General features: G+C 70.9%; 10 protein-coding genes. 7 read left to right on the top strand and 3 right to left on the bottom strand.

Features of this window, described 5'->3' with window-relative positions; translation table 11 throughout:
• The first annotated feature begins 28 nt into the window (after positions 1-28).
• Positions 29-1,450, top strand: coding sequence for a M1 family metallopeptidase (locus tag KXC43_RS15700; RefSeq protein ID WP_221376796.1), 1,422 nt, complete (start codon positions 29-31; stop codon positions 1,448-1,450).
• Here KXC43_RS15700 and KXC43_RS15695 read toward each other — a convergent pair whose 3' ends face one another.
• Positions 1,451-2,518 (bottom strand): LCP family protein, encoded by a 1,068-nt coding sequence (locus KXC43_RS15695; RefSeq protein WP_221376795.1) that lies wholly within the window; start codon positions 2,516-2,518, stop codon positions 1,451-1,453.
• A 130-nt stretch (positions 2,519-2,648) separates the two neighbouring features.
• Between KXC43_RS15695 and KXC43_RS15690 the strand changes: the two genes are divergently transcribed.
• From KXC43_RS15690 to guaA, 3 genes are all read left to right on the top strand, one after another.
• Entirely contained in the window at positions 2,649-4,439 is a 1,791-nt protein-coding gene (locus KXC43_RS15690) for a S8 family serine peptidase (RefSeq protein ID WP_221376794.1), read from the top strand.
• 104 nt (positions 4,440-4,543) lie between these two features.
• Positions 4,544-5,938, top strand: a complete 1,395-nt coding sequence (locus KXC43_RS15685; protein ID WP_221376793.1) for a S8 family serine peptidase — start codon at positions 4,544-4,546, stop codon at positions 5,936-5,938.
• Entirely contained in the window at positions 5,935-7,482 is a 1,548-nt protein-coding gene (guaA, locus tag KXC43_RS15680) for a glutamine-hydrolyzing GMP synthase (protein ID WP_221376792.1), read from the top strand. Before KXC43_RS15685 ends, guaA begins: the two co-directional genes overlap by 4 nt.
• A 13-nt stretch (positions 7,483-7,495) precedes the next feature.
• Here guaA and KXC43_RS15675 read toward each other — a convergent pair whose 3' ends face one another.
• On the bottom strand, positions 7,496-7,735 hold the full coding sequence (locus KXC43_RS15675) for a PspC domain-containing protein (RefSeq protein WP_221376791.1): 240 nt from the start codon (positions 7,733-7,735) through the stop codon (positions 7,496-7,498).
• Positions 7,736-7,940: 205 nt separating this feature from the next.
• Here KXC43_RS15675 and KXC43_RS15670 point away from each other — a divergent pair, with 205 nt between their 5' ends.
• The 3 genes from KXC43_RS15670 (at position 7,941) to KXC43_RS15660 (ending at position 10,990) form a co-directional block, all read left to right on the top strand.
• Entirely contained in the window at positions 7,941-8,891 is a 951-nt protein-coding gene (locus KXC43_RS15670) for an NUDIX hydrolase (RefSeq protein ID WP_221376790.1), read from the top strand.
• Between the two features lie 5 nt (positions 8,892-8,896).
• Complete coding sequence (locus KXC43_RS52345; protein WP_221376789.1) at positions 8,897-9,802, top strand: NUDIX hydrolase; 906 nt, start codon at positions 8,897-8,899, stop codon at positions 9,800-9,802.
• Between the two features lie 312 nt (positions 9,803-10,114).
• The gene (locus KXC43_RS15660; protein WP_221376788.1) at positions 10,115-10,990 is read left to right on the top strand and encodes a CDP-alcohol phosphatidyltransferase family protein; all 876 of its coding nucleotides are present in this window, start codon (positions 10,115-10,117) and stop codon (positions 10,988-10,990) included.
• 167 nt (positions 10,991-11,157) lie between these two features.
• Here KXC43_RS15660 and KXC43_RS15655 read toward each other — a convergent pair whose 3' ends face one another.
• Complete coding sequence (locus tag KXC43_RS15655) at positions 11,158-12,405, bottom strand: phosphatidylserine decarboxylase (protein WP_221376787.1); 1,248 nt, start codon at positions 12,403-12,405, stop codon at positions 11,158-11,160.
• Positions 12,406-12,425: the final 20 nt, after the last annotated feature.

Below are 12,425 nucleotides of genomic sequence, written 5' to 3'. Positions count from 1 at the left end.
TTCGGACGACAGCGCTAATCTCGCGCCTATGAGGCGTACGGGTGTTGCTGGAGTTCTTTGTGTCGCGCTGGCGGTGACCGGCTGTTCGGCGGACAACGAGCCGGCCCCGGCCTCGACCCCGTCCTCCGCGCCGGCGTTCGCCCCTGGCGCGGAGGGCATCGGCGACGCCTACTTCCCCAAGTACGGCAACGGTGGCTACGACGTGGCCGGCTACGACCTGAAGCTGCGGTTCGACCCGAAGACCGACGAGCTGAGCGGCACGGCGACGATCACCGCCACGGCCACGCAGGATCTCTCCCGGTTCAACTTCGACCTGTCCAAGCTGGCCGCCCGGAACGTGACGGTCGACGGCGTCCGGGCCTCCTCGAAGGCCGAGGGCACCGAACTGGTCGTCACCCCGGCCCGGGGCATCGTCGACGGCCGCCCGTTCACCGTGGTCGTGGAGTACGGCGGAAAGCCGGGCCAGCTCGGCAACGCCGTCCTGGGCGAGGGCGGCTGGCTCGAGAATCCGGACGGCGCGATCGCGCTCGGCCAGCCCGAGTCGGCCAGCACCTGGTTCCCGGTCAACGACCACCCGTCCGACAAGGCCACCTTCAAGCTCGAGATGACCGTGCCCGAGGGTGTCGAGGCGATCAGCAACGGCGTGCCGGGCCCGTCCACCACCACCGCCGGCTGGACCACCTGGAACTGGGCCGAGAGCGCGCCCATGGCCAGCTATCTGGCCATGGTCGTGGTCGGGCAGTACCGGATCACGACGACCACGCACAACGGCAAGCCGATGGTGCTGGCCGTCGCTGAGTCCCTGCCCGCCAACGGCCCGGCCGCGCAGTCGCTGGCGAAGACCGGTGAGATCACCGACTTCCTGGCCACGAAGTTCGGGCCGTACCCGTTCGACGCCAACGGCGGGGTGGCGGTTGACGACCGGAACATCGCCTACGCGCTCGAGACGCAGAGCCGGCCGGTCTACGGTCCTGCGTTCTTCAACGGCGGCCCGAACGAGTCGGTGATCACCCACGAGCTCGCCCACCAGTGGTTCGGCGACAGCGTGGCCCTCGAGAAGTGGCAGGACATCTGGCTCAACGAGGGCTTCGCCACGTATTCCGAGTGGCTTTGGGACGAGCACAAGGGCCGGCAGACGGTCGAGCAGAGCTTCAACGACGTCTACAACTCGTTCCAGTGGAACCAGCCCGGCGAGGCCGGCGACCCCGGCGCCGCGCGGATCTTCGGCGCGGCCGTCTACCAGCGCGGCGGCATGACCGTCTACGCGCTGCGCAAGACGATCGGGGACCCCGCCTTCGACCAGTTGCTCAAGCGCTGGACCAGCGAGCACAAGGACGGCAACGCGAGCACCGACGACCTGATCGCCCTGGCCGAAGAGGTTTCCGGCAAGCAGCTGGATGACCTCTTCCAGTCCTGGCTCTTCACCACCGGCAAGCCGGCCAAGCCCTGATCACTTGTCGACCAGCTTGGGGTGCTTCGCCAGGTAGGCGGCGGCCCGGCCGTCGGCCACGGCGTCGACGAAGCCCTTGCCCTCGGCGGTGAGCTGCTCGCCGAGATAGCCGCTGCCCCGGCCGACTCCGCGGCCGGGCAGGCTGACTCGGGTGATCTTGTCGGGCGACAGGTTGCGCAGGGCGTACGCGTACTCGAGCGGCTTGCGCCCGCCCACGTAGACGAAGGTGTCGCCGAGCGCCTCGATCAGCGGGCCGACCTTGGCCGGATCGGTGTCGAACCCCTCGCCGAGCGCCTTGGTCAGCAGCGCGCCGACCAGTTGGCGCTGGTGCCGCTGCCGGTCGTAGTCGCCGTCGGGCAGCCCGTAGCGCTGGCGGGCGTAGTCGATCGCCTGCCAGCCGGTCAGGTGCCGGCGGCCGGGCTGGTAGACGGCCTGCGGACCGATGTAGTCGCCGCCGCGCAGCGGGCGCAGCGAGCCGTCCGGCTTGCGGTGCCGCGACTCGACCCGCTGGTCGATCACCAGGTCGATGCCGCCGAGCTCGTCGGTCAGCTTGTCCAGCCCGCCGAAGTTGAGGATCGCGCCCGCCTGGAACTGCTTGATCCCGGTGTACCCGCTGAGCGACCTCGAGAGCAGCTGGTAGCCCTTCTCGGTGCTCGGCTGCTTGCTGCCGGACACCCGGGAGCCGACGCTCATGGCCTCGGTGACCTTGCGGTTGCCGTGGCCGGGGACCTTCACCCGCAGGTCGCGGGGGAGCGAGTAGAGGTACGCCTTCTCCAGCCCGCGCTCGACGTGCAGCAGCATGATCGCGTCGGCGTGCGGCTCCCAGCCGGGGATCGAGACCCGGGTATCGACCCCGATCAGCAGCAGGTCGAGCGGCCCGTCGATGTCGGCGCCGGGCGACGGCGGTGGCGTGGTGGGCTCGGCCGACGGCGTCGGCGGTGCCGCCGGAGCGGGCGTTGCTGTAGGTTTGTCCGACCCCGAACGCACTGCCCAGGCGATGCCCCCGCCCGCGAGCAGCGCCACGGCCACCGCGCCGGCGACCGCGATACCGACCCTCTTGTTCCGCATGCCGGAACAGTAGGGCAGCGGGATCGGCAGCTCAATCATCCGAGATCTCGCAATGTGAAACGGGTCCGTACTTTCCTCGGTTTCGCCGTACGCTGACCGCCGCCAATCAACGGGGGAGGCACGCGCTTCAATGAAGCTCACCAAGCGACGGGTAACCGTCGGTCTCATCTCCACCGCCGTCGTCGTGTCGATGACGAGCGTGACCACCTGGGCCCTGGCCGCCGAAGAGGCCGGCACGACCTCGGCCGCCGCCAACACGCCCGTCCAACTCATCGTCGGTTACAAGGCCGGGATCGCGAAGGCCGCCGCGACGCGCAGCCTGTCCGCGGCCGGTCTGCAGGCCACCGACTCCGGCACCTCGCAGTCGACGCTCGCCGAGATCAACGCCACGCGCGTGACGGTGGCGAGCAGCCGCAGCGCGTCGGCCATGGCCGCCCTGCTCAGCGACCCGAACGTCGCCTACGTCGAGAAGGACGTCCAGGTCAAGGAGTTCGACACCACGCCGAACGACCCGTATTTCGTGCTGCAGAACGAGATGCACTCGGTCAAGGCCCCGGCCGCGTGGGACACCACCACGGGCTCCGGCGTGGTCGTCGCCGTCATCGACACCGGCGTCAACGCCCGGGGCGATCTGGCCGGCGCCACCGTGCCCGGCCATGACTTCGTCAACGACGACTCCAGCGCGACCGACGACCGCGGTCACGGCACGGCGGTCGCCGCGCTGATCGCCGCCCGCGGCAACAACGGCAGCGGCATGGCCGGTGTCTGCTGGTCCTGCAAGATCATGCCGGTCAAGGTGCTCGACAGCAGGGGTTCGGGCACGGCCAGCGACGTCGCCCAGGGCATCATCTGGGCGGTCAAGAACGGCGCCCGGATCCTGAACCTCTCGCTCGGTGGGCCCGGCGCCAAGGTCCTCCAGGACGCGGTCGCCTACGCCAACATCAACAACGCTGTGGTGGTCGCCGCCGCGGGTAACGCGGGCAACACTGCCTTCCAGTACCCGGCTGCCTACCCCGACGTGGTGACGGTCGCCGCGACCCGTCGCTGCACGGCCTACGAGACCCAGCCGACCTGCACCGTCGGCCACCAGACCCTGACGTCGTACTCGTCCCGCAACGCGTCCGGCGCGACGTGGGTCGACGTGGCGGCTGTGGGCGACGTGACGACGATGACCAACGACGGCACCTACGTCGACGCCAGCGGCACGTCCTTCTCGGCGCCGATCGTCGCCGGTGTGGCTGCTCTGGTGAAGACCAAGAACCCGAGCTACACCGGTTGGTCGATCGCCAGCTCGATCTACAAGGCGGCCTCGGCCCGAAAGGTCTCGGGGGTCACGTACGGCCTGGTCAACGCCTCGACGTCGTTCGACATCCCGACCGACACGACTGCGCCGACCGCGACCGGCATCTCGCCCAACGGTGGCTTCGCCCGGGGCAGCATTCCGGTGCGCCCGGTGAACCTGAAGGACGACCGTTCCGGCATTCAGAAGTCGCTGCTCTATGTGAACGGCGTCTACAAGAGCTACAGCCGTAACGCGCCCTACGGGATCACCTTCAACACCGCCGGCTACTCGGGCAAGACGAACATCGAGCTGCGGATCTTCGACAAGGCCAACAACCAGAAGGTCGTCAAGGGCGTAGTCACCGTCGACAACAAGGCCCCGGCCACGAAGATCACGTACGCCCCCAAGAGCGGCACCAAGCTCAAGGGCACGGTGACGATCAAGTTCAGCGGCTCCGACGCCAACGGCATGGGCAAGTGGCTGTTGCTGATCAACGGCAAGGCCACGCAGTCCCGCACCGTCGTCAAGCCGTTCACCTTCGCCACCACCTCGGTGCCGAAGAGCTTCACGGTGCAGGTGCGCGGCTACGACAAGGCCGGCAACTACACCAACTCGGTCAAGTTGACCTACACCCGCTAGCACCCTGACCGCTCCGGACAACAAACCGGACGGTCAAGCAACGGACCGAAAGTGAAGGAGCCGGCCATCGTGGCCGGCTCCTTCACCGTTGCGAGGTCCTCAGCATGCGCAAGCTGGTCGCCGGTCTGCTCGTGGGCGCGTCGATGCTGGTCGCGGCGCCGGCTCAGGCCGCACCGGTCCGCCCCGCCGACCCCGGCTTCGCCGGCCAGTGGGGCCTCACCCAGACCCGGGTCGACGAGGCCTGGTCGTCCACCCGCGGCTCGTCCCGGGTGATGGTCGCGGTGCTCGACACCGGTGTGAGCCCGCTGCCCGATCTGGCCGGGCGCCTGCTGCCCGGGCGGGACTTCGTCAACCACGACAACAACGCGTCCGACGACAACGGGCACGGCACTATGGCCGCCACCGTGATCGCCGCTGCCGGCAACAACCGCACCGGCATCGCCGGTGTCTGCTGGTACTGCCGGATCCTGCCGGTCAAGGTGCTCAACGCCAAGGGTGGCGGCAGCTACACCGACATCGCCCTCGGCATCCGCTACGCGGCCGACCGCGGCGCCGCCGTCATCAGCCTCTCGCTGGGCGGCTCGGACGACAGCCCGCTGCTGCGCGACGCCGTCGGCTACGCCGAGAGCAAGGGCGCGCTGGTCGTCGCCGCGGCCGGCAACCGGGGCGTCTCGACCGCTCACTACCCGGCGGCCATCCCGTCGGTACTGGCCGTCGGCGGCATCACCCCGTCCGGCAGCCGCTACGAATGGTCCAACTACGGCAGCTGGGTCGATGTGACCGCCCCCGGCTGCAACTCGGCGCAGGGACCGACCGGGCTGATCGGGCAGTACTGCGGCACCTCATCGGCCACACCGTTCGTGGCCGGAGTGGCAGGCCTGCTCGCGGCCACCCACCCGGCGCCCTCGGCCGCGCAGATCCGGACCGCGCTCGTCGCCTCGCGGGTGATCCGGTCCGGCCGGATCGATGTGCCGTCCGCGCTGCGGGCCCTGCCCATCGACGGTGACGTCACGCGGCCGGCGGTCGCCTTCGGCCCGGTCGGGACCCTCGTCCGCGGCCGGGTGACGATCACGGCCGCCGCGGCCGACCAGCACGGCGTCTCACGGGTCCAGCTGTACGCCGGGGGCCGCCTGGTCGCCACGGACACCACCGCGCCGTACTCGTTCGCGTGGCAGTCCGCGCCGAACACGGCCACCGTGCCGCTGGAGCTGCGTGCCTACGACCGTCGCGGCAACCTGACCGTGGTGCGCCGCCACGTGCGCGCCGACAACACCGGACCGGCCGTGCGGCTCGCGAAGGCCGGCCGCACCCTGACCGCCCGGGCCACCGACCCGGCCGGCGTGGCCCGGCTGGAACTGGTCGTCAACGGCCGAATCACCGTGCGTAAGGCCGGGGCTTCGGGCCGGTTCGTCGTGCCCGCGAAGGCCCGCCGCGTACTGGTCCGGGCGTACGACCGGGCCGGGAACCTGCGGGTCGTCAACGGTAAACTCGGCGGGTGAGTACTCCCCGCCCGGTTCTCGTCGTCGACTTCGGCGCGCAATACGCCCAGCTGATCGCCCGCCGCGTGCGTGAGGCGCGGGTGTATTCAGAAATCGTCCCGCACTCGATGCCCGTCGCCGAGATGCTGGCCAAGAATCCCGCCGCCATCATCCTGTCCGGCGGCCCGTCCAGCGTCTACGAGCCCGGCGCCCCCGTGCTCGATGCGGGCCTGTTCGACAACGAGGTCCCGGTCTTCGGTATCTGCTACGGCTTCCAGGCCATGGCCCAGGCGCTCGGCGGCACGGTGGCCCACACCGGCTCGCGGGAATACGGCCGCACCCACCTGACCGCTCAGGGCGGCACGCTGCTGCGCGAGCTCCCCGACGACCTGCCGGTCTGGATGAGCCACGGCGACAGCGTCGCGGTCGCGCCCGAGGGCTTCGCGGTCACCGCGTCGACGCCGGGCGCCCCCGTGGCCGCCTTCGAAGACCTGACCGCCAAGCGGGCCGGCGTGCAGTTCCACCCCGAGGTGGCGCACACCGAGCAGGGCCAGCGCATGCTCGAGCGCTTCCTCTACGACATCGCCGGCCTCGAGCCCACCTGGACCCCGAGCAACATCATCGACGACCAGGTGGCCGCGATCCGCGCCCAGGTCGGCGACAAGCAGGTGATCTGCGGTCTCTCCGGCGGTGTCGACTCGGCGGTGGCCGCCGCGCTCGTCCACAAGGCCGTCGGCGACCAGCTGACCTGCATCTTCGTCGACCACGGCCTGCTGCGGTCGGGCGAGGCGGAACAGGTCGAGAAGGACTACGTGGCCGCCACCGGCATCCGGCTCAAGGTGGTCGACGCGTCCGACGTCTTCCTGGGGCACCTGGCCGGCGTCACCGACCCCGAGCAGAAGCGCAAGATCATCGGTCGCGAGTTCATCCGCACGTTCGAGGCCGCGGCCCGCGAGCTCGACGACGAGCGCCACATCGAGTTCCTGGTGCAGGGCACCCTCTATCCCGATGTGGTCGAGTCGGGTGGCGGCACGGGCACGGCCAACATCAAGTCCCACCACAACGTGGGCGGCCTCCCCGACGACCTGCAGTTCGCGCTGATCGAGCCGCTGCGCACCCTGTTCAAGGACGAGGTACGCGCACTCGGGGCCGAGCTGGGCCTGCCGGAAGAGATGGTTCAGCGGCACCCGTTCCCCGGCCCCGGCCTCGCCATCCGCATCATCGGCGCGGTCGACCGCGAACGGCTCGATCTGCTGCGCGCGGCCGACCTGATCGCCCGGGAAGAGCTGACCGCAGCCGGCCTCGACCGCGACGTCTGGCAGTTCCCGGTGGTGCTGCTGGCCGACGCGCGCAGCGTCGGCGTGCAGGGCGACGGTCGCACGTACGGCCACCCGGTCGTGCTGCGCCCGGTCTCGAGCGAGGACGCGATGACCGCCGACTGGTCACGCCTGCCCTACGAGACGATCGCCAAGATCTCGACCCGCATCACCAACGAGGTGCGCGAGGTCAACCGGGTCGTCCTCGACGTCACGAGCAAGCCCCCGGGCACCATCGAGTGGGAATGAGTCAGGCGGGCTGCTAGGCCCAGGGCGCGGGCGCTGTCTCCTCCGGCATCAGGAACCACATGATGGGGTAGGCGAGCAGCGCCGTGCCCAGGGTGACCACCGCCAGCAGGGCGAAGGCCACCCGCACGAGCACCGGGTCGATCTCGAAGTAGCGGCCGACGCCGCTGCAGACGCCAGCGGCGAGACGGTCGTCCAGAGGCCGGCGGAGCTGCTTGTACGGCGCCTCGGAGCTGCCGTGGGGGAGCTGTGTCATGCCTCCATGGTGTCTGCGCAAGGGCCTCGGCAACCTCGGTGAGCACCCGGAGACCGACCCTGATTTAGCCATTACTCAGTGTGGTGGATCACGAGCGCTTTGTGCAGGGAAACGCTCTGATCAGCAATTACGCAGCGCTAACCACCTGTCAGGAATCCGACAGACGTTTTCTGGAGTTCACATATTCCGGGCAGAATGCCGCCCTGTGACCCCCGCACTCGAACCGCTCCGCCGGATCGCCGCCTACGCCGTTGCCACCGACGACGACGGCCGCGTGCTGCTCGTCCGCGCCTCCAGCAGTTCCGGCACGCCGGGCGTCTGGTCGTTGCCGGGCGGCGCCGTCGACCATGGCGAAGACCCCAACCACACCGTCGTGCGCGAGACGGCCGCCGAGACCGGCCTCTCTGTCGCAGTCACCGGGCTCCACGATGTGCTGGCCGACATGCGCGCCCTGCCGCACCGTGGTGTCACCATCCACACCGACCGCCTCATCTACTCGGTCTCGATCCGGGGCGGCACGCTGATCGACCGGGTCGGGCACCCCACCGACCTGGCCCGCTGGTACACGCTCGAAGAGGCCGGGCGCCTCCGGCTCCGGCAGTTCACGGCCACCGCGCTCGGGCTGGGCAGCGCATCAGCCGACCTGCGGCCCGAGCCGGCGCCGACCTTCCCGTCCTTCTACGCCTACCCGGGGCCGGACGGGCTGCACCGGGCTCAGCGCTTCGCGGCCTACGCGATCGCCACCGACCCGCACGACTCCACCCTGCTGCTCACCCGCATCGCTCCGGGCTACCCGGGCGAGGGACGCTGGCACCTGCCCGGCGGCGGCACCGACTACGGCGAGCAGCCCGGCACCGCGCTGATCCGCGAGCTGGTCGAGGAGACGGGCCAGGAGGGCCGGCTGGTCGAGCTGCTCGGTGTGGCGAGCCACCGCGACGCGGCGTCGCTCGGGCCGGAGGGCTATCCGATCGACTGGCACGGCGTACGCGCCTTCTACCGGGTGATCGTGGACGACCCCACCGAGGTCGCCGTCCGGGACGTGGGCGGCTCCACCTCCGAGGCCCGCTGGGTGCCCGTCAAGCAGGTCGCCGACCTGCCCGAGGACGAGCTGACCGAGGTCACGGCCGAGGCTCTGCGCAAGGCGGGACTAATCTAGGCCGGGTGAAGATCAGAAGGGTCGGGGCGTACGGGGTCTGTCGCGACGAGGCCGGGCGGGTGCTGCTCGCCCGGAATTCACCGCTGAGCTCGTTCCCCGGTCTGTGGACCCTGCCCGGCGGCGGTGTCGAGCAGGGCGAGCACCCGGACGACGCGGTGGTGCGCGAATTCGCTGAGGAGACCGGTCTGTCTGTACGGGTCGACGCGCTGCGCACGGTCACCGCTGACGTCTTCCGGCTGCCGACCGGCGAGCTCGAACACACCGATCGGGTCATCTACGACGTCTGTTCGCGGGGCGGAACGCTGGCCCCCGAGGTGTCCGGCACGACCGAAACCGTCGAGTGGCTCACGGCCGAAGACATCGGCCGGCTGCCGCTCATGCCGTTCACGGCGGTCGCGCTCGGCGTCGGGGGCGCGGCCGAGTCGGACACGCCGGACGGCGATGAGGAGCTGGCCCGGCCGCAGCGGGTGCAGCGCTTCGGGGCGTACGCGGCTGCGACCGACCCCGACGGGCGGATCCTGCTCACCCGCATCGCCGCCGGCTACCCCGGCGCCGGCCGGTGGCACCTGCCCGGCGGCGGCACCGACCACGGCGAAACGCCCGAGGCCGCGCTGGCCCGGGAGCTGATCGAGGAAACCTCGCAGCACGGCCGGGTGACCGGCCTGCTGGGCATGTCGCACCGCTACGATCCGTCGGCGCTCGGGCCGGAAGGGGTACCGATCGACTGGCACGTCATCCGCGTCCTGTTCAGGGTTTCGATCGATGTGCCGACAGAACCTTCGGTGACCGAGGAAGCGGGCGGATCCACCGCCGAGGCGGGCTGGTTCACCCTCGCCGAGGCCAAGGCTCTGAACCTCACCGAACTGGCTGCCACGGCGGTAGACCGGGTCGGAGCGGAACAGGCGAGGTAAAATCGCCTCAGGGAGAGGTGAGGCAAGTGACCTGTCCCCTCCGTTGTCCGGTCGAACGTCGTCTGGTCGAACGCAGCGGAGCGAACGGGCCAACGACCGACGATTCGGCTTCTCGCCAAGGTCGACTCGCTGTGCGATGGTGTTACCCGCACATTTCCCGGGCCCCATGTGCGAGGGGCAACCGGGCCGCTGCTCACCGCAATCACGGTGGGCCACCTGATCCCATGGAGGAAACACGTGCCGAGAACCCCTTGGCGCCGGCGTCGCTCGACGGATAGTCCCCGTCCCGCCGGTCGTCGTTGGGCAGGCCGGTTGCGCCGCAGCGGAACGCTCGCGCGGCAGGCCCTGATGGTGCGCGTGGGGCGCCGGGCCGAATCCGGCCGGGCCGCCACCGCCACCCGGGCCGAAGTCATCTACACCGGTGCCGAGCACGGCCGGACGCTCGGTCCGGTCGCCCCGCACCTGGCGGCTCCCGCCACCGTCGAGGAGGCCACCGAGGTCTCGCTCCTCCCCGGTGAGCACACCACGGCCCGCAAGGTCCGCTTCGCTGTCGTGCAGGGCTGCACGCTGGCCAGTCTCGCTCTGGGCCTGACCGCGATCCTGCTCGCGATGCAGGGCGAGGTTCAGCTCGCGGCCGCGTTCCTGGTCGCCTGCGTGGCCTTCGACGGTCTCGACGGCGCGCTGGCCCGCAAGCTGGGCGTCTCCAGCCCGTTCGGCGCCCAGATGGACTCGCTGGCCGACATGTGCTCGTTCGGCCTGGCCGCGCCCGTGGTGGTCTACGCGTCGTTGGCCCACACGGTGCCCACGCCCGCCGCCGCGGTAGCCTGCATGCTGGTCGCCGCCTGCGCCGCGATCCGGCTGGCCCGCTTCAACGTCTCGCCCAAGGACGGCAAGTTCTTCTGCGGCGTCCCGACGACCTTGGTCGCGGCCGTGCTCGCGCTCGCGGTGCTCATCGGCCTGCCGCTGCCCGGCCCGGTGCTTCTCGCCGGGGTGGCGCTGCTCGCCTTCGCCATGGTCTCGAGCTTCCCGTACGCGAAACTCGCTCGCCTGGTCCGGCTGCCCGCCTGGCTCTGGCTGGTCCCGGCGGTCGGCGCCCTGGTCGACGCCCGCCTGACCTTCGTCCTGGTCGTCACGGCCTACCTGCTCAGCGGCCCGGTCATGTGGGTCCGGGCCCGCCGGGTCGTCTAACGCTCTTCAACGAAAGAAGGCCGTCCCTTCGGGGGCGGCCTTCTCTCGTTGAGCTCCGTCAGCTTGTCGGACTCGGACTCGGGCCGGTCGCGCTCGCTCCGACCCGGTTACGGCTTTCCGGCCGGCGCCCGGCCCGTCTGAGGCGTGGCGCCGACCGGAGCAGTGGGTCAGTCGGTCCAGCGGGCGATGATCGACGAGCCGCCGATGACCTTGTCGTTGACGCTGACCAGGGCCTCGGCCTTGTCGGCGGACAGATAGACGTCGGTGCGGGAGCCGAAGCGGATCAGCCCCATGCGTTCGCCGCGGGCGACCAGCGTGCCGACCGGGACGCGCTGCACGATGCGGCGGGCGATCAGGCCCGTCCGCTGGGCCACCACCACCGTGCCGCGGTCGGTGTCGAGCACCGTGTACGCCGCCACGTTGTGCTCCGCCGCGGCGGTCATCGCGTTGGCGTAGCCGCCGGCCTCGACGAAGTAGTCGGCCACTCGCCCGGCCACCGGCACCCGGTTGACGTGCACGTCGAGCACCGACAGGAACACCGCGATCCGCAGGAACTCGCCCGGCCCGAAGCGCTCGTCGCTCATCCGCTCGACGGAGAGCACGCGCCCGTCGGAGGCCGCGACGACCGCGGCCGGGTCGTCCGGCAGCTCACGTTCGGGGTCGCGGAAGAACGCCGCCACCGGCCCCGCAGCCAGCGCCGGCAGCAGCCAGAGCTTCGACTTGGGCCGGGCGACGCGGGCCACGGCGGCCAGGCCGAGCGTGATGCCCGCGGCCACGACGCCGTTGGAGTCGATGTGCATGCCCCGGGTGACCGGGACACTGGAGGGCCGGTAGGCCGGGGCGAGCGTGGCCGCGACCTTCGGGTCGGCCGGAGTGAAGCGCAGCTTGTGCACCCGCAGCGGCGGCTGGTTGCGCACCACGAGGTCGGAACCGATCCCGAACAGCGCGCCCTGCCGGAACAGCTCGGCCGCGGCCCCGCCCGTACGGCCCGGGGTGGCCGGGACGGCCACCGTCACCACGCCGCCGTCGGTGAGGTGCTTGGCGAGGCGGTCGAGCAGGTCGCGCACCTCGCCGGCGGTGCCGCTCAGCGGCTCGCCGACGATCACCACGTCGGCCGGCTGGGCCTCGTCGAGCGACTCGACGACCTGCACCCGGTCGGCGATCCAGCCGCCGAGCCCGTCGATGTGGTCACGGAGCAGGTCGGCCGTGCTGCGCTCGCCGGCGACCAGCGTGAGCCGGTCGCCGGGCAGCAGGGCCTCGACCGCGGCGGCCACCACCGGCGAGGAGTGATCGGCCCCGACCACGATCGCGGACGTGGCCGCGTTGTGTCGGGCGAACTCGGCGGTCAGGGCTCGGGCGGCCGTGACGCCGACTCCGACGATCGGCGCACGGGACACAACGGGGAACGCAGTCATGCTGACGAGCATATTGCGCG

The organism is Paractinoplanes polyasparticus (genome assembly GCF_019710575.1).
GTDB classification, from domain to species: Bacteria; Actinomycetota; Actinomycetes; order Mycobacteriales; family Micromonosporaceae; genus Actinoplanes; species Actinoplanes polyasparticus.
Note: the sequence above shows the minus strand (reverse complement) of the source record. Positions and strands in the feature narration are given on the sequence as shown.